22 protein-coding genes are annotated in these 23363 nt (G+C 69.1%); 10 read left to right on the top strand and 12 right to left on the bottom strand.

The genetic code is table 11. The features are described 5' to 3' along the window. The first annotated feature begins 58 nt into the window (after nt 1–58). Nucleotides 59–943 (top strand): LysR family transcriptional regulator, encoded by an 885-nt coding sequence (locus NF4_RS01400; protein WP_063125482.1) that lies wholly within the window; start codon nt 59–61, stop codon nt 941–943. 52 nt (nt 944–995) lie between these two features. On the opposite strand, the gene hpt is transcribed toward NF4_RS01400, so the two are convergent. Genes hpt through NF4_RS01420 form a run of 4 tightly spaced genes read right to left on the bottom strand, consistent with a single transcriptional unit; the run spans nt 996 to nt 5222 of the window. After that, complete coding sequence (gene hpt / locus NF4_RS01405; RefSeq protein ID WP_030524163.1) at nt 996–1559, bottom strand: hypoxanthine phosphoribosyltransferase; 564 nt, start codon at nt 1557–1559, stop codon at nt 996–998. Nucleotide 1560: 1 nt separating this feature from the next. Continuing rightward, nucleotides 1561–2580 carry a tRNA lysidine(34) synthetase TilS gene (gene tilS / locus NF4_RS01410; protein WP_439956715.1) on the bottom strand — a complete coding sequence of 340 codons (1020 nt, stop codon included), beginning with the start codon at nt 2578–2580 and terminating at the stop codon, nt 1561–1563. 3 nt (nt 2581–2583) lie between these two features. Continuing rightward, on the bottom strand, nt 2584–3702 hold the full coding sequence (locus tag NF4_RS01415) for a zinc-dependent metalloprotease (protein ID WP_084532768.1): 1119 nt from the start codon (nt 3700–3702) through the stop codon (nt 2584–2586). Between the two features lie 14 nt (nt 3703–3716). After that, the gene (locus tag NF4_RS01420) at nt 3717–5222 is read right to left on the bottom strand and encodes a D-alanyl-D-alanine carboxypeptidase/D-alanyl-D-alanine-endopeptidase (protein ID WP_063125506.1); all 1506 of its coding nucleotides are present in this window, start codon (nt 5220–5222) and stop codon (nt 3717–3719) included. A 171-nt stretch (nt 5223–5393) separates the two neighbouring features. Here NF4_RS01420 and NF4_RS01425 point away from each other — a divergent pair, with 171 nt between their 5' ends. Continuing rightward, nucleotides 5394–5882, top strand: a complete 489-nt coding sequence (locus tag NF4_RS01425; RefSeq protein WP_030524167.1) for an inorganic diphosphatase — start codon at nt 5394–5396, stop codon at nt 5880–5882. Between the two features lie 619 nt (nt 5883–6501). Here the strand turns inward: NF4_RS01425 and NF4_RS01430 are convergent. Further along, nucleotides 6502–7323: a crotonase/enoyl-CoA hydratase family protein gene (locus tag NF4_RS01430; protein WP_063125484.1), complete on the bottom strand. Its 822-nt coding sequence runs from the start codon at nt 7321–7323 to the stop codon at nt 6502–6504. A gap of 140 nt (nt 7324–7463) precedes the next feature. Between NF4_RS01430 and NF4_RS01435 the strand changes: the two genes are divergently transcribed. From NF4_RS01435 to NF4_RS01450, 4 genes are all read left to right on the top strand, one after another. Continuing rightward, nucleotides 7464–7937 carry a YbaK/EbsC family protein gene (locus NF4_RS01435; protein ID WP_063125485.1) on the top strand — a complete coding sequence of 158 codons (474 nt, stop codon included), beginning with the start codon at nt 7464–7466 and terminating at the stop codon, nt 7935–7937. A gap of 72 nt (nt 7938–8009) precedes the next feature. Next, a complete protein-coding gene (locus NF4_RS01440; RefSeq protein WP_063125507.1) occupies nt 8010–8570 on the top strand; it encodes a flavin reductase family protein in 561 nt (186 codons plus the stop codon). 141 nt (nt 8571–8711) lie between these two features. Then, entirely contained in the window at nt 8712–12620 is a 3909-nt protein-coding gene (locus tag NF4_RS01445) for a Pls/PosA family non-ribosomal peptide synthetase (RefSeq protein WP_063125486.1), read from the top strand. Next, entirely contained in the window at nt 12620–13975 is a 1356-nt protein-coding gene (locus NF4_RS01450; protein ID WP_063125487.1) for a M1 family metallopeptidase, read from the top strand. The genes NF4_RS01445 and NF4_RS01450 overlap by 1 nt, the downstream gene beginning before the upstream one ends. Here the strand turns inward: NF4_RS01450 and NF4_RS01455 are convergent. Continuing rightward, nucleotides 13960–14148 carry a hypothetical protein gene (locus tag NF4_RS01455; RefSeq protein ID WP_063125488.1) on the bottom strand — a complete coding sequence of 63 codons (189 nt, stop codon included), beginning with the start codon at nt 14146–14148 and terminating at the stop codon, nt 13960–13962. The genes NF4_RS01450 and NF4_RS01455 overlap by 16 nt on opposite strands. A gap of 14 nt (nt 14149–14162) precedes the next feature. Beyond that, nucleotides 14163–14651 (bottom strand): DUF2752 domain-containing protein, encoded by a 489-nt coding sequence (locus NF4_RS01460; RefSeq protein WP_232330263.1) that lies wholly within the window; start codon nt 14649–14651, stop codon nt 14163–14165. Nucleotides 14652–14915: 264 nt separating this feature from the next. Between NF4_RS01460 and NF4_RS01465 the strand changes: the two genes are divergently transcribed. Together NF4_RS01465 and NF4_RS01470 are read left to right on the top strand one after the other, a co-directional pair. After that, nucleotides 14916–15968 carry an alpha/beta fold hydrolase gene (locus NF4_RS01465; protein WP_063125489.1) on the top strand — a complete coding sequence of 351 codons (1053 nt, stop codon included), beginning with the start codon at nt 14916–14918 and terminating at the stop codon, nt 15966–15968. Between the two features lie 141 nt (nt 15969–16109). After that, a complete protein-coding gene (locus tag NF4_RS01470; RefSeq protein WP_063125490.1) occupies nt 16110–17030 on the top strand; it encodes an NADP-dependent oxidoreductase in 921 nt (306 codons plus the stop codon). A 112-nt stretch (nt 17031–17142) separates the two neighbouring features. On the opposite strand, the gene NF4_RS01475 is transcribed toward NF4_RS01470, so the two are convergent. Beyond that, entirely contained in the window at nt 17143–17616 is a 474-nt protein-coding gene (locus NF4_RS01475) for a hypothetical protein (protein ID WP_063125491.1), read from the bottom strand. 51 nt (nt 17617–17667) lie between these two features. Next, complete coding sequence (locus NF4_RS01480) at nt 17668–18075, bottom strand: DUF4267 domain-containing protein (RefSeq protein ID WP_063125492.1); 408 nt, start codon at nt 18073–18075, stop codon at nt 17668–17670. A gap of 87 nt (nt 18076–18162) precedes the next feature. Between NF4_RS01480 and NF4_RS01485 the strand changes: the two genes are divergently transcribed. Then, nucleotides 18163–18753 carry a TetR/AcrR family transcriptional regulator gene (locus tag NF4_RS01485; RefSeq protein WP_063125493.1) on the top strand — a complete coding sequence of 197 codons (591 nt, stop codon included), beginning with the start codon at nt 18163–18165 and terminating at the stop codon, nt 18751–18753. 24 nt (nt 18754–18777) lie between these two features. Here NF4_RS01485 and NF4_RS01490 read toward each other — a convergent pair whose 3' ends face one another. The 3 genes from NF4_RS01490 to NF4_RS01500 form a co-directional block, all read right to left on the bottom strand. Next, complete coding sequence (locus NF4_RS01490) at nt 18778–19164, bottom strand: DUF1304 domain-containing protein (RefSeq protein WP_063125509.1); 387 nt, start codon at nt 19162–19164, stop codon at nt 18778–18780. A 196-nt stretch (nt 19165–19360) separates the two neighbouring features. Continuing rightward, nucleotides 19361–20752 (bottom strand): MFS transporter, encoded by a 1392-nt coding sequence (locus NF4_RS01495; RefSeq protein ID WP_084532769.1) that lies wholly within the window; start codon nt 20750–20752, stop codon nt 19361–19363. 120 nt (nt 20753–20872) lie between these two features. Next, nucleotides 20873–21727 carry a DUF8832 domain-containing protein gene (locus tag NF4_RS01500; RefSeq protein WP_063125510.1) on the bottom strand — a complete coding sequence of 285 codons (855 nt, stop codon included), beginning with the start codon at nt 21725–21727 and terminating at the stop codon, nt 20873–20875. Nucleotides 21728–21923: 196 nt separating this feature from the next. Between NF4_RS01500 and NF4_RS01505 the strand changes: the two genes are divergently transcribed. Then, nucleotides 21924–23327 (top strand): MFS transporter, encoded by a 1404-nt coding sequence (locus tag NF4_RS01505; protein ID WP_063125495.1) that lies wholly within the window; start codon nt 21924–21926, stop codon nt 23325–23327. Nucleotides 23328–23363: the final 36 nt, after the last annotated feature.

The following is a 23363-nucleotide window of genomic DNA, read 5'->3' on the forward strand; positions in this document are numbered from 1 at the left end:
GGACTCACTGAACAAATTAGGGCTGGAAATTCAGCAACGATTCTGATAGCAAGGTGCTATGGACCCGCATTTGCGCGATCTGCGGTATTTCGTCGCCGTCGCCGAGGAACTGCACTTCACCAACGCCGCTCAGCGGCTGCACATCGCCCAACCGACCCTGTCGCGTCAGATCCGGCAGCTGGAACGTCAGCTCGATGTGGTCCTGTTCGATCGCAACCAGCGCAGTGTCGCGCTCACGGTTGCCGGTAAGGAACTGCTCAGCGGCGCCCGCAAGATCCTGGAGCTCTGGGAAACCACCAACAGCTCCCTGCAGGAGGCGGGCGAAGTCCTGCGCGTCGGCCTGCAGTCGACACTGGGTCGTGGGCTGCTGCACGATCTCGAGAGCGCCAGTGGCCACCGATTGGCCCTGCATCCCGCCGCCTGGACCGACCCGTCCAGCGGTCTCGCCGGCCGCCAGGCCGACCTGGCGCTGGTCTGGCTCCCGTTACCCGATCAGAACCGCTACCGCTGGCAGGTACTGCGTACCGAGCGCCGCTGGGTGCTCCTACCGGAGAACCATCCCCGCGCCAATCAGGAAATGATCGATTTCGCGGACCTGCTCGACGAACGGTTCATCGCGCTGCCCGCCGAAGCCGGCGCCGTCCGCGATTTCTGGCTCGGTAACGACGCCCGCAACGGCCGCCCTGCCACCATCGGCGCGGAAGCGGCCACCCCCGAGGACCGGCTCGAGGCCGTCGGGCTCGGGCTGGGCCTGTGCCTGCTCGCCGAGAACAATGTGCCGATGTACCGCTGGCCCGGACTCACCGCACGTCCGGTCACCGGCCTGCCGCCGTGCGAGCTCGCGGTCGCCTGGCGTGCCGACGACACCCGGCCGACGATTCTCGAATTCGGCCAGCGGGCCGTGTCCGGCGGCTTCGCGGCACCCCCTGCCATCCCGGCCTGAGCCGGCGAAACCTCGTGGGTAGGTGGGCTCGCCCACCTACCCACGGTTGCGTTCAGGCCTGTTCGCCGCCGTAGACCCGTGGGTGCAGCGTGCCGATATAGGGCAGATCCCGGTAACGCTCGGCGTAGTCGAGGCCGTAACCGACGACGAATTCGTTCGGGATGTCGAAACCCACATTGGCGACCTCGACCTGGGTGCGCAGCGCGTCGGGTTTACGTAGCAGCGTCACCACCTCGAGCGAGGCCGGGTTACGCGTGGAGAGATTGCGCATCAGCCACGACAGGGTCAGGCCCGAGTCGATGATGTCCTCGACGATGAGCACATTGCGGCCGGCGATGTCCTTGTCCAGGTCCTTCATGATGCGCACCACGCCGGACGACGACGTGGAGGATCCGTAGGACGATACGGCCATGAACTCCATCTGAGTCGGCATCGGCAGAGCTTTGGCCAGATCCGTCATGAAGAAAATCGCGCCCTTGAGCACACCGATCAGCAGGAGATCGCCCTCCGGTGCGTCGGCCGGGTACCGCTTGGCGATCAGTTCGGCCAGTTCGCTGACCTTCGCCGCGATTTCTTCCTCGGTGATCAGGACCGAATCGATATCGTCCCCGTACACGTCAACTGGTTTCCCTTCGGTCTCGGCGTTCCCGATCGGTGCGGGCAAGTGTCAGCCTGCCATGCTCACGAACGACGACCAACCGGGTCCCCCGCTCACCGCCCCCCACCGCGACCCCGCCCTGCCCCCGCCAGGCCACCACCAGGTCGTCGATACCGCGGATATGTGTTCCGGTCACCCCCGCAACCCCCTGGGAGAGCAGCCACGCCCGCACCGCCCGGCGGCGCACCGCGGCGGCGGCCTCCGCCAGCACAGCGCAGACCGGCGATCCGGCGCCGGCCCGCGACAGCAGTTCGCCGGCGAACGCGTCCAGGGCGGCATTGTCCTCGCGCAACTGTTCGGCGGTCCGGGCCAACGCCGGTGCCACCGCACCGCCGAGCACCTCCTCGAGCAGCGGCAGCACCTCGGTGCGCAGTCGTACCCGGGTGAACTCGGGGGCGCTGTTGTGCGGATCCTCGTAGGGCGTCAGCGCGAGGTCGGCGCAGAACTGCCGAGTCGTCTCCCGCCGGACCCCCAGCAGCGGCCGGCCCCACGGACCGTCGCTCGGGGCCATCCCCTGGATCGAACGCGCGCCCGAACCCCGCCCGAGTCCCAGCAGTACGGTTTCGGCCTGATCGTCGAGGGTGTGGCCCAGGAGCACCGGCAGGCCCGATCTCGCGCCCTCCAGCGCCGCGTAGCGCGCGTGCCGTGCCGCCGCCTCCATCCCGCCGGGCCCCCTCACCTCCACCGGCAGCACCCGCGCCGACCGGCAGCCGAGTGAACGCGCCGTCGTGGCGGCCGTCGCCGCGACCACATCCGATCCGTCCTGCAACCGGTGATCCACGATCAAGGCGTGCACTTCCGCGGATTCGGCGAGCGCGGCCGCGGTGAGCGCCAGGGAATCCGCACCGCCCGACAGTGCGACGGCCACACGCCGGCTCTCCGGGCCGAACCCTGTCAGCCACGCCCGCACCGCATGCCGTACACCGAGCACCGCGGGCGTTTCCGGTAACCGGATCGGCCGCTGTTCGGCGGAGGGCACCGTTCAGTCCAGGACGCGGGCGATCCAGCGCCGCGGTTCGTCGATCTCGTCGGTGCGCGGCAGCGTATCGGCATCGGTCCACACCACGTTGAACCGTTCCATTCCCACCGTGCCCACCACCTCGTCGACGAAGGCCTTCCCGCGCACGTACTGCGCCACCTTCGCGTCGATACCGAGCAGCGCGCGCAGCAGGCGCTGCACCGGGTTCGCGGGCCGGGTCCGGCGTTTGTCGAACGCCATCCGGATCTGCTCGACCGAGGGCACCACCCTCGGGCCGACCGCGTCCATCACATGGTCGGCGTGCCCCTCCAGCAGAGTGCCGAGCAGCAGCAACCGATCCAGTGCCGCCCGCTGTTCCGGCGGCTGAGTGGCCCGCAGCAGTCCCACCACGCCACGCGAGGCCGGGTCGTCGGAAACCTGGCCACTGCGCCGCAGTTTCACCTCGGTGAGCAGCCGGGACAGCATCTCCGAGGTCGCCTCGTCACCGATCTCGCCGAGCACCTCGACGTTCTCACGCATATACCCGGCCAGCCACGGCGACGCCGAGAACTGCACCCGGTGGCACACCTCGTGCAGGCAGACCCACAATCGGAAATCGGCCGACGGTACCGCGAGCGCACGCTCGACCCCCACGATATTCGGGGCCACCAGCAGCAGCGTGCCGTCCGGACCGGTGAACGGGTCGTACTGGCCCAGGATCGCGGTGGACAGGAAAGCCAGCATGGCGCCCACCTGCACCCCGGCCGGTTTACCGGTGAACAGGCCGGACCGGTCCGTGGTTCCGGTACCGGTCAGCTGGGCCATGGAATCGGCGGCCGCCCCGATCCAGCCGGGCCGGTCCACGATCCGGGCCGCGGGTACGGGCTGGTCGTCGAGCAGGCCGGTCACCGCCCGCACGGGCGCCTCGGCGCGCACCGAGGCGTAGCTCAGCTCGGCTACCGCCTGCTCCGCGGCGGGCCGGGAGGTGCGGGGCCCGGCCGGTACCAGCGCGGCGCCGGTACGGGCCGCCCAGCGCCAGTCCACCGAAGCCGAAAAAGTGCGTCGCTTGTGCTCGCCGGCGGAACCGCCGTTCTCGGCCACTGTCCGGGCGCCGGGCCCATCGGGACCTTGTCGAATCGTCATGCGCCCTCCAGCCGTCAGGAACATCCACAGTTGCGCAATGTGGTCGCGACGGCGTCCAAAGCGGGCCGACTGACCTCCGGGGGCCGATCGCTCGACATCAGTGTGAAGGTCAGGACCCGGCCGTCACGATCCAGCACGTAACCAGCCAACGTACTGGCCACCGACAATGTTCCGGTCTTGGCGCGCACCCAGCCGGCACCGCCCTGGTTCTGCGTGACATATCGGCTGCTCAGCGAGCCGGTACCGCCCGCGACCGGCAGATAGTCCAGCATCGGCACCAGACGACTCGTGAGCGTGGCGGCGGCCGGTTCCGGCTGCGCCTGCCGGCCCGCGCCCGCACCCAGCGGCGGCGCGAGCGGGGCGGGCGCGGTGGTGGTGGTCTCGGGATCCGGTTCGGAGCCGGCCGCGGTGGTGATTATCTGGTTCAGCAGCCGGGCCGGTATCCGGTCGTCCACCGAGAGCCCGCTGCAGTCGAACATCGTCACACCGGTCATATCGAAAGCGTGCTCGGCCAGCACCGCCGCCACCGCGGCCGCCGCCCCCTCGAACGACATCGGCCGCCCGGTGGCCTGGGCGACCTCCCGGCCGATGGTCTCGGCCAGCACATTGTCCGAATACACCATCATGTCGCGCAGCCGGTCGCGCAGCGGCGCCGAAGCGACCTCACCCAGCCGTTTGGTGCCCTGCGGTGCCGTACCGATCCGCACCTTGGCCGGGTCCAGACCGAGTTCGGTGGCCAGCCGCCGGCCCACATCCAGCGCCGGCGTCCCCGATCGCGGCGAATACTCGCCCGCGGGATCGAGCCGGCCGCCGTCGAGCATCACCGATTCCAGCGGTGCGATGGACCCGCCGGGAATATCGATCGGATCCCAGCCCCGGGCCATGGTCTGGCCCGAATAGACGGAGGTGTCCACCACGACCGTGTCGGCCCGGATATCCGCGTTGCGCACCTGAGCGGCCAAATCCAGCAGACTTCCCGCACCCGGGTAGTAACCCTGCCCGCCCGGCTGGGCGGTGAGCGTGGGATCACCCGCGGCCACCAGCACGATCTCATTGGGCGCCGAACCCGCGACGACCTTGGTGTGCACTCGCTGATCAGCGGGCAGGGTGAGCAACGCCGCCGCGGTGGTCATGATCTTGGCCGTCGACGAGGGCACACGCGGCTCGTCGGCGCGCTCACTCCACAACACGGTGCCGCTGGCGGCATCGGTGACCGATCCGGCGAAACCACCCAGATCGGGACTGGCGACCACCGGACCGAGCGCCGTCGCGACACCCGCCGCACTCGGCGCGGGCGCGGTATCCGGGGCCGGCTCCACCTCCGGGGAAACGATGGCCGGTGCGGGCGGCGCGGCGATGGTGAGCCCGCCGTGCCGGAACTCCGGCGTCCACGGCTTCAGGATCACCGCGGCCACCGCCGCCGCCCCGGCCAGCACCACCAGCACGATGATCGACCAAGTCCGTACGCCGCGGCGCCGGCGCGTGGCCGAACCATACCTACCGCTGCCACCCTGCACCACCACGTTGCCCGTCTTCTCCCTTGTCCCCGACTATCACACCCGAGCCCCCACTGAACCCATGTGCCCGCCGACAACAATATCGGTGTTCGGCTACCGTTCTCGGCGAACAACCGGGTGCGTCGGCGAGGCCGGCCACCACGGCGAATCGTGAGAGCAGCGGAAGGAGCTGGCGTGGAGTTCGACGTCACCATCGAGATCCCCAAGGGTTCGCGCAACAAATACGAGGTCGATCACGAAACCGGGCGCGTGCGCCTCGACCGGTTCCTGTTCACCTCCATGGCCTACCCGGCCGACTACGGCTACATCGAGAACACACTCGGAGAGGACGGCGACCCGCTGGACGCGCTCGTCCTGCTGCCCGATTCGGTGTTCCCGGGCGTTATCGTCGAAGCGCGTCCCGTCGCCATGTACAAGATGACCGACGAGGCCGGCGGCGACGACAAGATCCTCTGTGTCCCGGCCGGCGACCCCCGCTGGGACCACATCCAGGACCTCGGCGACGTCCCGGAGTTCGAACTGGCCGCCATCAAGCACTTCTTCGAGCGGTACAAGGACCTCGAGCCCGGCAAGTTCGTCAAGGGTTCGGAATGGGTGGGCCGGGCGGAAGCGGAGGCCGAGATCCAGGCTTCGTTCAAGCGTTTGGAGGAGCAGGGCCACTGAGTGCCGGTGGGCGGAACTCCTGAGAGCCGGATGGACCATGAGGTCGGTGATGCCTGTTGGGCACAGGGGTTCTGCTCACGGGTGAGCGGGCGCTCCCAGTAGAGGCGAGGTGGCACGCTCACTCGGGAAGGCGCGGCAGCTACGTCCGTCGCGAGGGTCGGTGTGCGGCTTGCCAGTGAAGGCGGGAAGCAGGCTTGCCCGAGCCCAGGTAGCACCTCCGCCCGCGAGCGCGGCGCCTGGCCGACCGAGTAGGCGGAGAAGCGGGCTACACCGACGAAGGCGGGGTGTGGACTCGCTCGGGAAAGCTGGGACGTGGGCTCGCTCGCAAGGTGCTGTGTTTTTTGGCGCCGCCTGCGGCGTCGCGGGGTTGAGGCCCCCTGGGTCTCGCCGTTTCGGCCTCGAGACTCGAGCCTTCGGCTCATGCGCTTTCGAGGCCGAAACGGCGAGACGGGCCTCAACCCTTTCAGGTGTCTCGCAAAACTCGACGCACAGGGTGGCGTCGGCATTCGATGTTCGGGTTCACATGCCGACTCGACCGCCCTGGCTGACCTCGCATCCGAACACGCGTGCGGCGTACTCGGCGAGGCCCGCAGGCCGAGGCCCACAGGGGGCACAGCGTTCAGCGGCCCTCGTATTCCGGGGCCCGCTTCTCGAAGACGGCTTGGATGGCTTCTGTCAGGTCCTCGGACGGCAGGAAGGCCGCGTTCCAGGCCGAGACGTAGCGCAGGCCTTCGGCCACCGCTGCGGAATTCCGCTGTCCCAATACGTCCTTCACGCCCTGTACCACCAGCGGCGGGTTCGCGGCGATTTCGCGCGCGGTGGCGTGGGCTGCTTCCAGGACCGCTTCCTGGTCGGCGAAGACATCGTTGACCAGGCCGATCTTCTCCGCCCGGGCCGCGTCGATGTCCTTGGCCGTGAAGGCCAGTTCACGCAGGTGGCCCTCCGAGATGATCCCGGGCAGCCGCTGTAGTGAACCCACGTCGGCCACGATGGCGACCTTCGCCTCGCGCAGGCTGAACTTCGCCTCCGCGCTGGCGTAGCGGATATCGGCGGCGGCGATCAGGTCCAGGCCGCCGCCGATGCACCAGCCGGACACCGCGGCGATCACCGGTTTGCGGCATTCGGCGACAGCGGTGATGGAGGCCTGCAGACGCCGGATATCGGCGAGGAAATCGGTCCGCGGGGCGGCCAGCGCGCGGTCGGCCATCAGCGGGCCGAAGGTACCGCTCATCGCGGGCAGATCCAGGCCGTAGGAGAAGTGCTTCCCGGAGCCGGTGAGCACGATCGCCCGGACCTGCGGGTCGGCATCGAGACCGTGGAATATCTCCGGCAGCTCCCGCCAGAAATCCGGGCCCATCGCATTACCTTTACCCGGCCCGGTGAGGGTCACCCGGGCGACGTGATCGTCGGTTTCGACGGTGAAAGCCTGCCAATCTGTCATCTGCCCAGCCTAAGGGGGCACGGCGGGCGGCGGGCACCGGACCGGCCGCGGTCCACGACCCGGGCCGGGGCGGGAGAAGACCTCGTCCGGTGAGTGGGGAAAGCCGCGCGGGACACTCTGTATCGCTCTACCCTGTGCCCATGCGCAGGTCGCTTCCACAGATAACCTGCCGGGTCTCGGATACTTTGATCGCCCGCGGTCACCACGGGCTGATCGTCACCGCGCCGGAATCGGCGACCGGTCCCGCGGAGACCGCCGAGGCGATGGAGGTGGAACTCGGGGCACTCGTGCATTCGGAGGTCTTCCTCCTCGGCGACGAACCGATCCTGCTGCTGGTCTCGGCGGCGCACCGGGTGGATCCGGAACGTACCGGCGCGCGCCTCGAGGGCACGCTGATTCCCGCACCTCCCCATCTGGTGATGCGCTACACCGGCCAGCTGCCGGGCAGTGTGGCGCCCATCGGTCATCCGGCGAACCTGCCCACCTGGGTGGATTCGCGACTGTCCGGTCACCGCGAACTGTGGGCCGCCGGCGGCAGCCCGGGGACCGTCTTCCGCACCTCCTACACCGAGCTGCTGCGGATCACCGCGGGGCTGTCCCTCGACCTGGATTGACCTCGCTCACCACCCTCCCGGACAGTGGACCAGCTCGCCGCGGGGCGCTGTTCCGGGCGTAGCGTCGGCGAGGTGACCGAAGTACCACGGCCCGACACCGGAATCCGGATCCCCGACGACCTCAGCGGTATCACCGCCGAGCAGTACCGCGCCTCTATGCGCCACTACCCGTCCGGCGTCACCATCGTGACGCTCGGCTCGGCCGCCGGTCCGGTCGGTTTCACGGCGACCTCGTTCGCCTCGCTGTCCCTGGACCCGCCGCTCGTCTCGTTCAACATCAGCCACACGTCCTCCAGCCTGGGGGCATTGACCGCCGCCGAGTCCGTGGTGATCCATTTCCTCGGCGAGCACCAGCGTCACCTGGCCCAGCGCTTCGCCCGGACCGCCGCACACCGGTTCAACGATCCCGCCCTCTGGAGTGCTCTGGACACCGGCGAACCGGTGCTGCACGGCACCCCGCTGTGGCTGCGAACCACCGTGGAGCAGCTCATCCCGATCGGTGATCACACCTTCGTGGTCGGCCGGGTGGTGCGGGTGCACGACGACACCGGCGACGAAGCGTCCGCGGCGCCCCTGCTCTATTACAACGGCCGGTACTACCGGCCCACCCTGCTCGCCGACGACGTGGACTAGCGGCCCCGCCTCCCCCGCTGACATCGGGTGTTACCCGTGGCCGAGTAATCTGTTCACCCGGTCGACCGCTGTTTGCCGTGCGGTAACCCTCGTATGAGAGAACCAGTCCGTCGGCTGGGCGATGGAAGGTGGACCGGACAGATGCGGACGCAGGTGGATGCGGAGAGCGCGCTACGGCGGGCCGAGGCCGCGCCACCGGCGCGCACCCTGGTCGATATCGTCGCCGAGACGGCAGCCGAATATCCCGACGCCCCCGCGATCGCCACGGCGGATCGCACCCTGACCTACACGGAACTGCGCGCCGAGATCGAGAAGTCGGTCCGGGGCCTGGCCGCCGCCGGGGTGGGCCGCGGCGACCGGGTGGGCGTGCGTATGCCCTCGGGTACCTGGGAGCTCTACCTCACCATCCTGGCGGTCTTGCACGCCGGTGCGGCCTACGTCCCGGTGGACGCCGACGATCCCGAGGAGCGGGCCGACCTGGTGTTCACCGAGGCGCGGGTGACGGCCGTGGTGACGGCCGACGGCATCCGGCCGGTGGCCGGACGCCCGGATCCGGCGGAAGCCGGCGAAGGTGTCGACCGGGCGCCCACGGTGGACGACGATGCCTGGATCATCTTCACCTCGGGTTCCACCGGCACTCCCAAGGGTGTCGCGGTGACCCATCGCAACGCGGCCGCTTTCGTCGATGCCGAGGCCCGCATGTTCCTCCGGGATGCCCCACTCGGGCCCGGCGACCGTGTCCTGGCCGGCCTCTCGGTCGCTTTCGACGCCTCCTGTGAGGAGATGTGGCTGGCCTGGCGGCACGGCGCCTGTCTGGTGCCCGCGCCGCGCGCGCTGGTCCGCACCGGCGCCGATCTCGGTCCGTGGCTGGTCCGGCAGGGCATCACCGTGGTGTCCACCGTCCCGACCCTGGCCGCGACCTGGCCCGCCGAGGCCCTGGAATCGGTCCGGTTGTTCATCTTCGGCGGTGAGGCGGTGCCGCCGGAACTGGCCGAACGTCTCGCCGACCCCGACCGCGAGGTGTGGAACACCTACGGCCCCACCGAGGCCACCGTGGTCGCCTGCGCCGCGCTGCTGGACGGCACCGGTCCGGTGCGGATCGGTCTCCCACTGGACGGCTGGGATCTGGTGGTGGTCGACGCCGACGGTGTACCGGTCGGCGAAGGCGAGACCGGGGAACTGGTGATCGGCGGCGTCGGGCTGGCCCGCTATCTCGATCCGGCGAAGGATGCCGAGAAGTACGCGCCTCTGCACACGCTGGGCTGGGACCGCGCCTACCGCAGCGGCGACCTGGTCCGCAACGAGGAGGCCGGGCTGATCTTCCTCGGCCGGGCCGATGATCAGGTGAAGATCGGCGGCCGCCGGATCGAACTCGGCGAGATCGACAACGCGCTACAACATCTGCCGGGAGTCGGCGGAGCGGCCGCCGCGGTGCGGGCCACGGCGACCGGAGCGCCGGTCCTGATCGGCTATCTCACCGGTGTCGCCGAGGACTACGACCTGGCCGCTGCCCGCGCCCGGCTCGCCGGCCGGCTCCCGGCCCCGCTGATACCCCGGCTGGTGGTCGTCCCGGAGTTGCCGACCCGCACCTCGGGCAAGGTCGACCGCAACGCGCTGCCCTGGCCCCTCGCCGACGCCGATAGCGGAATCGACCACGGGCTCACCGGCACCGCCGCCTGGGTCGCACAGCTGTGGACCGATGTCCTCGGTGCCGAGATCACCGGCGCCGATGCCGATTTCTTCGCACTCGGCGGCGGTTCGCTGTCGGCGGCGCAACTGGTCACCGGCCTGCGGTCGCGGTACCCGCGGGTCACGGTGGCCGATGTGTACGACCATCCCCGCCTCGGCGCGCTCACCGAACTGCTCGACCAGAGCGCCCCGGCCGCTGCCGTGCAAGTGCGCCCGGTCCGCCCCACCCCACCGTCGGCCCAGTGGATCCAAGTGGTGGCCACCGCTGCCCTGGCGACGCTCACCGGCCTGCAATGGGTCACCTGGCTGGCCGTCGCCTCCGGGGTGGCCGCATGGTTCGAGCTGCTGCCCTGGCTGCCGCGCCTGTCCTGGTGGTGGACCGCGCTGCTGTTCGTTGTCTTCATCACCCCGCTCGGCCGGATGGCGATCTGTGTGGTGGGCGCCCGGACCCTGCTCGCGGGTGTGCGGCCGGGCAGTTATCCCCGCGGCGGTTCGGTACACCTGCGGTTGTGGGCAGCGGTCCGGCTGTCGGAGGCCAGCGGGGCGGAGAACCTCTCCGGAGCGCCGTGGATGGTGCCGTTCGCCCGCGCCCTCGGCGCGAAGGTGGGCAAGGGCGTCGACCTGCACACGCTGCCTCCGGTGACCGGCATGCTCGAACTGGGTGACGGCTGCAGTGTCGAACCCGAGGTCGACCTGTCCGGCTACTGGATCGACGGCGATACCGTGCACATCGGTTCGATCGCGGTGGGCCGGGGCGCGGTGGTGGGCGCCCGGTCGGTGCTGCTGCCCGGGACCCGGATCGGCCGTGACGCCGAGATAGCGGCGGGTTCGGCGGTGACCGGCAAGGTGAAGGCCGGTCAGGAATGGGCGGGTTCACCGGCGGTGAAGGTCGGGAAGGCCCGGCACCGCTGGCCCGCGGAGACGCCGGAGCGGGCCGTGCACTGGGTCCTGGCCTTCGGGATCGGTTCGCTGGCGCTGGGGGCGCTGCCACTGTTCGGGCTCGCGGCGGGTCTGGCCGTGATCGCCTGGGGTATCCGGCACACTGCGGATTTCACGGACGCCCTGCTGCCCGCCTTCCTCTGGCTACCGGTCGCCGCCATGTTCAGCCTGGTGGTCTACGCCGTGTCGACCGTCGTCGCGGTGCGGCTGCTCGGTATCGGGCTCACCGAGGGCTACCACCCGGTACGCAGCCGGGTGGGCTGGCAGGTCTGGGCCACCGAACGCCTGCTGGACTCCGCCCGCACTTTCCTGTTCCCCCTCTACGCCTCGCTGCTCACCCCGGTCTGGCTGCGCCTGCTGGGCGCGAAGGTCGGCAAGCGGGTGGAGGCCTCCACCGTGCTGCTGCTGCCCAAGTTCACCACCGTCGCCGACGGCGCTTTCCTGGCCGACGACACCATGGTCGCCAGTTACGAGCTCGGCGGGGGCTGGTTGCACATCGGGGAGGCCAAGGTCGGCAAACGCGCGTTCCTCGGCAATTCCGGAATGGCCGCGCCCGGCCGGCGGGTCCCGAAGAACGGACTGGTCGCGGTGCTGTCGGCGGCGCCGACCAAGGCGAAGGCCGGCTCGTCCTGGCTGGGCAGCCCACCGGTCCGGTTGCGCCGGGCCGCGGGTACCGCCGATACCGACCGCACCTTCGATCCGCCGTTGCGGCTGCGCGTCTTCCGCGGCGCGTTCGAAACCTGCCGCCTCGCCGCGGTCGTGGTGACCTTCGCCATCGGCCTCGGCGTCCTGCTGGCGCTGGCCCGGCTGGCCGACCGTTTCGGCTATCCGGCGGCGGCGCTGCTGTCCGGGGTGGTGCTGATGGTCGCGGGCGCGGTGGCCTGTGCGAGCGCGGTCACCGCGAAATGGGTGCTGATCGGGCGGATCCGGGCCGGTGAGCATCCGTTGTGGAGTTCGTTCGTCTGGCGTAACGAGGTGTCGGACGCGTTCGTGGAAACCGTCGCGGCGCCCTGGTTCGCCCGCGCGGCGACCGGTACGCCCGTACTGAACCTCTGGTTGCGCGCGCTCGGCGCGAAGATCGGCCGCGGGGTATGGTGCGAATCCTATTGGCTTCCGGAGGCAGACCTGGTGACACTCGGTGACGGCGCGACCGTGGAGCGCGGCTGCGTGGTGCAGACCCACCTGTTCCACGACCGCATCATGGCCATGGACACCGTAACCCTGGAGCCCGGCGCCACCCTCGGGCCGCATTGCGTCGCCCTGCCCGCCGCCACTCTCGGCGCGGCCGCCACCGTGGGTCCGGCCTCGCTGGTGATGCGTGGCGATACCGTACCGGCCTCCACCAGATGGTGGGGCAACCCCATCGCTGCCTGGACCGGGCCGGCGGCCGACCCCGAATCCGACGAGGACACGGACAGCTGATGGGGAGCAGGTTCTACGACGCCCCCATCGACGACTATCTACCGCAGAACGGAAACAGGGGCTATCGGGTATCGCGGTACGAACTGGACCTGAACTACAAGGTGGCCAGTAACCGGCTCGCCGGGCGGGCGGTGATCACCGCCGTCACCACCGCCGAACGCCCACGCTTCTCCCTCGACCTGTCCCAGGCCCTGGCGGTGTCGAAGGTGCTGGTCAACGGCGGCAAAGCCGGTAAGTACACCCATCAGCGCGGCAAACTCACCGTCACCCCGCGCGAGCGGATACCCGCGGGCGGAATCCTGCAACTGGTCGTGCAGTACGCCGGTGCCCCGAGACCGGTCCGCGGGCCCTGGGGCGAGGTCGGCTGGGAAGAACTCACCGAGGGGTCGCTGGTGGCCAGCCAGCCCAACGGCGCCGCGTCCTGGTTCCCCTGCGACGACCATCCCAGCTCCAAGGCGAGTTATCGGATCTCGATCACCACCGATACCCCGTACTTCACCCTCGCCAACGGGGAACTGGTCGGAAAGCAGACCAAAGCCGGCCAGACCACCTGGGTCTACGAACAGACCGAGCCGATGGCGAGCTACCTGGCCACTGTGCAGATCGGGCGCTACCGCAGACACCAGCTCACCGACCGGCGCACGCCCGTCCCGATCCACGCGGTGATACCGACATCGCTGCGCGCGGCCTTCGACCACGATTTCGCCCGACAACCCGAGATGATGTCGGTGTTCAGCGAACTGTTCGGCCCCTATCCGTTCCAGAGCTATTCGGTCGTGGTCACCGAGGACGAACTCGAGATACCGATCGAGGCACAGGGTATCTCCGTATTCGGCGCCAACCACTGCGACGGCCGCCGCGGCGCCGAACGCCTGGTCGCGCACGAACTCGCCCACCAGTGGTTCGGCAACAGCCTCACCATCCAGCACTGGTGCGATATCTGGTTACACGAGGGTTTCGCCTGCTACGCGGAGTGGATCTGGTCGGAGGCCGCGCACGGGCCCAGCGCCGATCAGCTGGCCCGCGCGGCCTGGCACACCCTGCGCCGGGAACCGCAGAACATCGTGGTCGGTGATCCCGGGCCCGAGCTGATGTTCGACGACCGGGTCTACAAACGCGGCGCTCTCACGCTCCACGCCCTGCGGCTGGAGCTGGGTGATACCGCGTTCTTCCGGCTCATCCGCGATTGGACCGCCCGCCACCGGCACGCCTCCGTCTCCACCGAGGAGTTCACCGATCTGGTCGGTCACTACAGCGTGGTGCCCATGCAGCCGCTGTGGCAGGAATGGCTCTATGCCGAACCGCTGCCGCAGCTGCCGCCGGTCGGCGGGAGTGCGGTTCAGAACACCAGGTAGCGACCCGCGAGCTGTTCGACGAGGGGATCGTCCTCGGCGACGCTGTTCAGCGCAGCGAGGTCGGCGACCACCGAGATGAGCCGCGGATCCTCGGGTTCGGCACCCATCGGGCCGTCCTCGGTCAGTTGCCGCAGCAATTTGTCGCGTATCCGGTCCTTGAGTGAATCGCGCATTCGAACCTCGTCTGTCAGACCGGCGTCAGCCAGGTGCCCCAGGGGGTATTGCGCACCACCGTGTAGACGGCGATCGAGCCGAGCAGCGTCCACATCGTGAGGCTGCTGATTCCGGGCACACGTGGTCCTTCGCCCCGCCATGCGCGGATCGCCCAATCGCCCACCCACAACACGTAGAGCGTCAGCACCGGCAGCGCCAGCAGGTTGCTGTGCAGGGAATCGACGATATGTCCCTCGGTCAGGTTGTGTACTGCGCGCATACCCCCGCAACCCGGGCAGTACACACCGAACAGGGCATAGACCGGGCACAGCCCGTACGCGCCCTCGACATGCGGGTCGCGGACGTGCAGCAAGAGCACCGCCGCGGCACCCGCGGCCGCCGCCGCTCCGGGCAGCAACAGTCCACGCCACCCGGCCAACCAGGCACCGCTGTCCGGCCCGGCCGCTTCCGGAACCCCTGGGTCCACGAGCTTGCGCGGGTCGGCTGCGTCCGAGTCGTTCACGACCTTCACGGTAGTCGCGGCCCGCGGGTTGACGCCACAACCACCGGAGGTGCTTGCTCCGGTTGCCTCGAAACAGGCCGTGGTTACATCGAACAGGCATAAAAGATCCGCCGAATGGGCAATATGTAGCTAACAGTGCTCCGCGCCGCACCGATATTCGGGACAACAACACCATCCCGGATGAGGAGGACCGGAACGGCGCTTGCTCTTGTAAGCACCCAGCTTGCAGAGTTACCGTGTCAGCAGGCACAAAGGAGTGTTCTGATGCTGGTGAAATCCATAACCGCGCTGTCGCAGGCGCATCAAGGCGCGCTGACCGCCCCGTACCGGGCCACCTTGCGCGCGCGGCGATTCCGGACGGCCCACTACAACGCGCCGGCCGCCCATCCCGAGGTCGTTACCGTCACCACCGTCGACGGCGCCCGCCTGCGGGTACACTCCTACGGTCCCGCCGATGCCGAGCCGATCGTGCTCATCCACGGCTGGAGCTGTTGTATCGAGTACTGGCACCCCCAGATCAACGCCTTCGCCGACCGCTACCGCGTGATCTCCTACGACCAGCGCGGCCACGGCGACAGCACCCTCGGTCGCGCCCCACTGGGCGACCGCACCCTCGCCGATGATCTCGCCGCCGTCCTCGACGCGACCCTGCGGCCGGATCAGCAGGCCCTGCTGGTCGGGCACAGCATGGGTGGTATCACCCTGCAGGCCTGGGCCGCCCGTCATCCCGAGCAGGTGGCCAGGCGGGCCCGCGCGGTCATGCTGGCCAACACCACCTCGGGCAATATCCGCTACGACACCGATCTGCTGCCGCTGCTGAACAAGCCGCTCAGCCTGGGAAACCAGCCGCTGAGCCTGCTGGGAGCGCCGATCCGGCTGCCGATGATCGTCGCGGAGTCACTCCTCACCACACCCCTGCCCCTACCCGGCGGCTGGGCGGCCCGCGAGATCCTCAAAGAACGCATCATGGCCCGCGGCGCCACCAACGAGCAGGCCGAGTTCGCCCTGAACATCGTGCGTTCGTGCCGTCCGCTGGCCCGCAGCCGGCACGCCGCCGTCCTGGCGGATCTGCAGCTGGGGGCGGCCGCGGCGAATCTGACCGTGCCCACCACGATCGTCGCCGGCCGCTACGACCGCCTGCTGCCCGAACGGATGTCGCGCCTCATCGCCGACACCATGATCGAGGCCGGGCACCGGCCCGATTATCAGGTCTGGCCCACCGGCCACCTGGGCAATATCGAGCGGATCGACCTTTTCAACAACGAGCTGACCGCCGTTCTGAACCGCACCAGCCCCCGGTCCGCGGCCGCGGGCTGAGCGGGAAGTCCCCGAGTCCGGTCAGTGTCGCCCGGCTCGGTGGACCCTCCGCACCCACCGGCCGCCGATGCGCGGAGCCCGGAATATCGCTTGCGGCGCGTCGTTGCACGCAATGACGACCGCAACCGATAGGACTGGACTATGCGCGCAGCGACCTACGACCGGTACACCACCGACAACAGCGATATCCGGGTGCGTGACCTGCCGAAACCGAAGGTCTTTCCCGGTTCGGTACTGATCGAGGTGCGTGCGGCCGGGGTGAACCCGGTCGACTGGAAACTGATGTCGGGTGCGCTGGACGGTCTGATCGATGCGATCTTCCCGGTGATCCCGGGCTGGGACGTCGCCGGGGTCGTGGTCGGCAAGGGCACGGATACACCGGAGTTCGAAGTCGGTGACGAAGTACTGGCCTATGCCCGCAAAGACGTCCTACACGATGGGACCTTCGCCGAGCTGGTCGCCGTCCCGGCGGCGCGGGTGGCCCGCAAACCGGCGGATCTGCCCTGGGAGCAGGCCGGCGCGCTGCCCCTGGCCGGCGGTACCGCCCTGCGCACCCTGGATCTTCTCCAGGTCACCGGCGAGGACACCGTGCTCATCCACGCCGCCGCCGGCGGGGTGGGCAGCCTGGGCGTCCAGATCGCCCGGGCGCGCGGTGCCCGCGTCCTGGGCACCGCCTCCGAAGGCAACCATGATTTCCTGCGCGAACTCGGCGCCGAACCGGTGGCCTACGGGGAGGGCGTGATCGAACGCATCCGCGAACTCGCCCCGGACGGGGTGCAGGCGGTAGCCGATTTCGTCGGCGGCCAGCTCGACACCACCCTGGCCGTCCTGGCCGAGAACGGCCGGCACGCCTCGATCGCCGATGGCTCGGTGGCCGAACACGGCGGCCATGTGGTCTGGGTCCGCCCTGACCGCACCCAGACCCAGCGCCTGGCCGACCTCGCCGCCAAAGGCGATCTCGTGGTCCCGGTCGCGGCGACCTTCTCCCTGGAGGAAGTCGCCGATGCCTTCGCCGCGGGCCAGTCGGGCCATACCCGGGGCAAGAACGTCATCGTGCTCTGACACTGTCGCCACGAGCTCGGTACGGCAGGCCGGCGAGAAAGCGGTTCGGCTGCCGATAGACGCGGGCGGCCGGGGGACTTTCGTCCCGCCCGGCCGCCCGGAAGCGTCGTGTTCAAGCAATGACCAAGGTGACGATCAACGCCACCAGAGCGAGGGTCTGCAGGACCACCCGGGGGTAGAGAATGCTGTCCCACCGGTCCTGCAGCGCACGGGCGTTCGGCGGAATCACACCGGATCGAGCGGCGGCCTTCTGTGCGGCATTGATCGGTTTGGCGATCCGCGCATAGAGGGTGAGCCACACAGCGAGCGCGAGGACCGCGAGCCCCGCCGAAACAGCGGCACCGGCAGCGCCGGTCAGAGCGGCGACCACCGCGGCACCCAACGCCGCCACCACTCCGGTGATGCCGACCGGCGGCATACGCAGATCTGCGTAGTAGTGCCCCCAGCCCGCACTGAGGGTCATGGTGGTGTCGTCGAGCCGACGGTAGACCGACCGCATGACCAGTGCGGCCAGTACATCGGTGCCGTAGACGACGGCATTGGCGAGAACCGCGACGGCGGCGAGGATCTGAACGAACAGGGACATGGCGGGCTCCTGAGTATTACGGGTTTCAGCTGGTAGTAGTCGGTTCGGCAACTACGCCGGAGTGGGGGCGGACGCAACGGACTCGCGGATGAGCAGCAGCCCGGTGATGCCCACGAGCAGTGCTGTGAAGCCGTGGATTCCGAAGGCGGCTGCCGTGGAGCCGTCGTAGGCCAGGACGGTGGTCATATCGCCGATCGGGATCAGCGCCACGACGACCATGACGACCCCCAGTGCGAAACGCTGCCCGAGCGCCAACAGCGCGAGGAGGAGGATCCCGCAGACCGTGTCGCGTACGCCCTTCAGATTCATGAATGCGGCGGCGTCACCGGTCGGCCACTCGGGCAGGCCGAATCCGGTGGCGATCGACTCGGGAGCGATCAGGTAGTTGATCCCGATGTAGAGGATGAACGCCGCCCCGATCAGCGACAGTGCGGTGGCGATACGCCGAGTGGTGATCATGATTGCTCCAATATCTAGCATCGCTATGTTATAGAGCGACACTAACCTACCCCGGCTCCCTTGTCTAGCGATGCTAGAGTTTCGAGCATGAGTGTTCAGAAAAGACGGGAACGGGAACGGGCGGAACGCCACCGGCTGATCATCGATACCGCGCGCGAACTGGCGGAGACCGAGGGCTGGGAGGCGGTGACCGTCCGCAAACTCGCCGACCGGATCGAGTACAGCCAACCCGTCCTCTACAGCCATTTCGCCGGTAAACGCGCCATCGTCACGGCCGTCGCCGAAGACGGGATCGCCGAACTCGCCACAGCCCTGCACCGCGCCCGGACCACCGCCGAGTCGGAGTCCGAGGCGCTGGCGGCACTCGCCCGCGCCTATATCGAATTCGCCACCGAGCATCCCGCCGTATACGACGCCATGTTCGCCATGTCCACCGATCTGAAGTTCGGCCCCGAGGCCACCCAAGTCCTACGCGACGCGTTCGCCGAACTGGTCGCCGCCCTGGCCCCCTTCGCCGGCGATCACGACGTGGAGACCTTCACCGAAACCGGCTGGAGCGCGCTGCACGGCCTGGCCACTCTCGAACGCGGCCAACGGTTGCGCCCGGGCCTGCGCGAAAACCGGCTGGCAATCCTCAGCCGGCTACTGGAGCAGGCCGGCTCTGCGCAGCACTCGTGACCGACGGTCGCCGGGACCGTCCGCTCAACCGATAAGCGCCCAGACCACCCCGAGCGCAACGGTCACCAGCGGCGCCGCCCCCTGTTTCACCGCCGACGTGCGCTTGTCCGGCGACGAGAGCAGCAGCACCAGCGCGGCACTCAGCATCGCGCCGGTGCCGGCGAAGATCAACGCCACCCCGATACCTCGATCCCCGGCTGCCGCGACCACGATTCCCGCCCCCGCGATGATCGCCAGGAACAGGTTGTAGAAGCCCTGATTGAAGGCCAGCTCCCGAGTCGCCGCCGCTTCCTCGGCACTGGTGCCGAAAACACCCCGCGCCGCACCCGTCCACGCGAACGACTCCAGATACCAGATGTAGACATGGAGCAACGCCGAGACCGCCGCGAACACTGCGATAGCGATGAGCACGAGCACCGACACTAGTCCACAACCCACCCCGACCTGTGGTTGTTGCCGCGGCACCACCCGGCGGGTTCGCTGACCTCGGGCACGGTCACCCGGGTAGCGTCCGTTGCTCGCACTCCGAGCGGACCAAGCCGCACCGACGCAGTGGCGGGCACCCGGGATTCGGGTGCCCGCCGGATGACGCGGTTCGGTGGGATGTTCAGGCCGCGACGGTTTCGACCGACCGCCGTCCTTCTGTCGGCCAGCGTGGGTGTTCGGCATCGATGACGTAAGCGTGGGTGTGCCGGTAGTAGCGGTCGCCCACGCGTACGGCGTCGGCGAGGGGCGCCGGGTCGATGGTGCCGACCTCGTGCAGATGGGTCAGCACCTCCGGGTCGTGGCGTGGCCACATCCGCAGTGCCACAACCATCCCCATCACCCCCAGCACGGCGAGAACCATCCAGGTCGTGGTGAAGCCGGCAGCGGTGGTCAGCCATCCGGCGATCGGATAGGTGAGCAGCCACGCCACGTGCGAGAGCGAGAACTGGGCCGCGAACAGCGCGGGGCGGTCGGCCGACCGGGACGAGCGGCGCAGCACCTGTCCGGTGGGTGTCAGTATCGCCGCGGTGCCCGCGCCGATGCCGGCCCATACCGCGATGGCGGCGGCCCTGCGCCAGTCACCGGAGTCGGCGAACGACAGGGCGATGGCCGATCCGAGTGCGGCGAGCAGGCCGACCGCGCCGGTGAGCATGACCGGCCGAGCGCCGAGGCGATCGAGGATCCGGGGAAGGGACAGAGCGACGAGCATGGTCCCGAACCCGTTGGCGGCCAGCAACAGCGCGACGCCGGACTGGGTGCCACCGAGGACGTCGCGGACGTAGTTGACCGTGTTGACCATCACCACGGATCCGGCGGCCGCGACGACGAGATTCAACCCGAGCAGGCCGCGCAGTCGCGGTGTGCCCCCGAAGATGCGCAGCCCGACCGTGATCCGTTCACGGAAGGAACCCTCGGCCGCCGCGGTCACGTTCGGGATACGTGTGGTGATCACCAAGGCGGCCGAGACGGCGAAGCCCGTCGCGGTACCGACGAACAACCAGTGGAAGCTCATCACGGTCAGCGCGACGGCGGCCAGCATCGGACTCAGCAGGGTTTCCATGGTCGCGGCCAGCTGGGCCGCCGACAGGGCGCGAGTGTATTCGCGCTCATCGGGCAGGATGTCGGGAATGACCGCCTGATAGGTCGGGGTGTAGGCGGCGGAAGCGGTTTGCAGTACGGCGATCAGCACATAGATCTGCCAGATCTGATCGATGAACGGCAATGCGAGCACGACGGCGGCGCGGATCAGATGCAGTGACACCAGGAACAGCCGGCGCGGGAAGCGGTCGGCATAGGCGCCCACGATCGGAGCGACCGTCACGTAGACCACCATCTTGATGGTCAGGGCGGCGGCGAGGACGGCGGCAGCGGCCGCCCCGGCGAGTTCGTAGGCGAGCAATCCCAGTGCGACGGTGGTCAATCCGGTGCCGAACAGGCCGGTCACCTGGGCGGTGAACAGGCGCAGATAGTCGTGGTCGCGGAACGGTGAGCGGGTCATGGGCGCGGAGCGCATCGCGAATACTTCCTCGGTCGAGTTGGGTTGGGGGGCCGCGGGTGGTTCGACAACAGCACTCGCACATATCGGACTCCTTCGACGTCGGTGGGCGGGCGCGCCGTGCGCCCACCGACGTGATCAGTGGGTGACGGTGGGCAGGGTGAAGGCGGCGGTACGCACCACATCGCCGTGCCGGAAATCCAGGAACAGGCGGTAGGTGCCGGGTCCGGGTACGGCGGTGTGGAAGGTGACGTCCGGGCCGGGCGCGGTCACCCCGTCGCCGGGTTCGCCGTTCGGATGCACGTGGATATAGGCCAGATCACCGGCCCGCAGGATCACCAGATGACCGTAGGCGGCCAGGTAGGGCTGCAGATCGGTGACCGGCTCGCCGTCCTTGCGCACGGTCAGCGTGAGCAGGCGACCTTCGCCGGGCACGAGATCGCCGTCGAGGCTCACCTCGTATCCGTCCACGACCGCGGTGCGTGCGGCCGCCGGCACCGGCCGCGGGGCGTACTGCCCCGCCACCGCCAGATCCGCACCGAGGGTGAGGGTCTTGCCGAGCGCGCGCGGAGCGATATCGGCGAACACGCGGTAGGAACCCGCCTCCGGAAGGTTCAGCCGCACCGACCAGGTCCCGTCGGCGCCCAGCTCGGGGTGAACGTGCCAGAACCCGGTCAGTTCGCGCCGCACCACGATGAGATGCAGGTCGCGGTCGTGCAGGGCGGAGTACTCGGTGACCGGTTTCCCGTCCGGGCCCAGGACGCGGAACCGGAAGTCGATCTCACCCGCGCCGGTGATCGGCTCCGCCAACTCCAAGGTGTACCCGTCCTGGGTGATCTGGAGGCCGCCCGGCGCCGCACCGCCGTGTGCGGCGTGGTCTTGGTGCCCGGCGTGGGCGGCCGACGCCGTGTGCCCGGCGTGGTGGCCGTGTTCGGCGTGACCGGCATGAGCGGCGTGCTCGCCATGGTGATGGGCGTGAGTCCGAGTGGTCATTGTCGCGGCCTTCCGATCGTGTGTTGTGGTGACACCGAAGAACATAGTACCCCCCGGGGGTATATGCAACCCATAGTCGGGGAACCGCATCGAGAGCGGGTCGGATCCATGCACCTATCAGGTCACCTATTGACCGATACATACCCTAGGGGGGTATGGTAGCGACCCTGAACGGTTCCGGAAGGACGGAAATGTCATGAGTACGCAGACGCGGACCACCACACGAAAGTGGTGGGCGCTGGCCGTAATCGCCGCCGCCCAATTCATGGTCATCATGGACACATCGATCATCGGGATCGCCCTGCCGAAGATGCAGACCGATCTCGGGTTTTCCCAGGAGAATCTCACCTGGGTGTTCAACGCCTACGTCATCGCCTTCGGCGGGTTGCTGCTGCTCGGCGGGCGACTATCGGATCTGCTCGGTGCGCGGCGGGTGTTCGCCGCCGGATGGACGGTCCTGCTCGTAGGGTCCGTCATCGCGGGTGCGGCGGGCAATGTCGCGATCGAACTGGCCGGACGCGCGATCCAGGGTGGCGGCGCCGCCCTGATCGCCCCCTCGGCGCTGACCTTGCTGATGATGCTGTTCGGCTCGACACCCGGAGAATTGACCAAGGCACTGGCCGTATACGGCGCGGCAGCCCCGGCCGGTGGCACCGCCGGAGTCTTCCTCGGCGGCGTCATCACCGAATACATCAGCTGGCCCTGGGTTTTCTACATCAACATTCCGATCGCACTGCTGGCCCTGCTCGCGGTCCCCGCGCTCATGCCCGACGCACCGGCCCGTTCCGGTTCCGTCGATCTGCTCGGCTCGGTGACGGTCACGGCCGGTCTCGCCGCGGCCGTCTACGGCATCGTCCGAGCGCCGGAGGTCGGCTGGACGTCGGGACAGACGTGGAGTGTCCTGGGCGCGGCCGCCGCACTGCTCGCCGCCTTCGTACTGATCCAGGCGCGGCGCCGGGAACCGCTGATGCGCCTCGGCATCTTCGCCGCACCGAATCTCGCCGCCGCAAATATCGCCCAGCTGTTGCTCGGCGCGGCCTGGGTGCCGATGTGGTTCTTCCTGAACCTGTACCTGCAGCAGGTACTCGGCTACAGCGCCTTCCCCGCCGGCTCGGCCCTGCTGCCGATGACCACCCTGATCATGCTCGGCATGATCGTGCTGGCGCCCCGCGCCATGCAGCGGTTCGGCGTCAAGCCGATGATCGTGGCCGGGCTGACCGTGCTCGGGCTGGGTCTGGGGATCATGTCGCTGGTGCGTCCGACCGGGAACTTCTGGGTGGACGTCCTGCCGGCCTCACTGGTCGCGGCCGCCGGGATGTCACTGGCCTTCGTGCCGTCACTGGGCACCGCCATCTCCGCCGCCCGCCCCGAGGAGGGCGGCCTGGCCTCGGGCATCGTCAATGTGAGCTACCAGGTCGGCTCCGCACTGGGCCTGGCGGCCATGACCGCGGTCGCCGCCTCCTTCGGTGCCGACCGCATCGACAGCCTGCCGGACCTCACCAACGGGTTCTCGGCGGCATTCATCGGCGCGGCCGTCATCGCCCTCACCGGCGCCGCCGTCACGGCGGCGACCATGCGCCGCACCGAACCGGCGTCGTAGCCGGTCGGTACAACGATCGAATTCCATTGACCAAGA

This window comes from Nocardia fusca NBRC 14340 (assembly GCF_001618425.1).
Taxonomy (GTDB): Bacteria; Actinomycetota; Actinomycetes; order Mycobacteriales; family Mycobacteriaceae; genus Nocardia; species Nocardia fusca.

Coding starts and splice junctions, on each gene's coding strand:
- NF4_RS01475 (WP_063125491.1), bottom strand. CDS start 17,616: ATGTCCCTGTTCGTTCAGATCCTCGCCGCCGTCGCGGTTCTCGCCAAT.
- NF4_RS01500 (WP_063125510.1), bottom strand. CDS start 21,727: ATGACCACTCGGACTCACGCCCATCACCATGGCGAGCACGCCGCTCAT.
- NF4_RS01495 (WP_084532769.1), bottom strand. CDS start 20,752: ATGCGCTCCGCGCCCATGACCCGCTCACCGTTCCGCGACCACGACTAT.
- NF4_RS01470 (WP_063125490.1), top strand. CDS start 16,110: ATGCGCGCAGCGACCTACGACCGGTACACCACCGACAACAGCGATATC.
- NF4_RS01445 (WP_063125486.1), top strand. CDS start 8,712: ATGCGGACGCAGGTGGATGCGGAGAGCGCGCTACGGCGGGCCGAGGCC.
- NF4_RS01505 (WP_063125495.1), top strand. CDS start 21,924: ATGAGTACGCAGACGCGGACCACCACACGAAAGTGGTGGGCGCTGGCC.
- NF4_RS01435 (WP_063125485.1), top strand. CDS start 7,464: ATGCGCAGGTCGCTTCCACAGATAACCTGCCGGGTCTCGGATACTTTG.
- NF4_RS01430 (WP_063125484.1), bottom strand. CDS start 7,323: ATGACAGATTGGCAGGCTTTCACCGTCGAAACCGACGATCACGTCGCC.
- NF4_RS01480 (WP_063125492.1), bottom strand. CDS start 18,075: ATGATCACCACTCGGCGTATCGCCACCGCACTGTCGCTGATCGGGGCG.
- NF4_RS01415 (WP_084532768.1), bottom strand. CDS start 3,702: ATGACGATTCGACAAGGTCCCGATGGGCCCGGCGCCCGGACAGTGGCC.
- NF4_RS01465 (WP_063125489.1), top strand. CDS start 14,916: ATGCTGGTGAAATCCATAACCGCGCTGTCGCAGGCGCATCAAGGCGCG.
- NF4_RS01455 (WP_063125488.1), bottom strand. CDS start 14,148: ATGCGCGATTCACTCAAGGACCGGATACGCGACAAATTGCTGCGGCAA.
- NF4_RS01450 (WP_063125487.1), top strand. CDS start 12,620: ATGGGGAGCAGGTTCTACGACGCCCCCATCGACGACTATCTACCGCAG.
- NF4_RS01400 (WP_063125482.1), top strand. CDS start 59: ATGGACCCGCATTTGCGCGATCTGCGGTATTTCGTCGCCGTCGCCGAG.
- NF4_RS01485 (WP_063125493.1), top strand. CDS start 18,163: ATGAGTGTTCAGAAAAGACGGGAACGGGAACGGGCGGAACGCCACCGG.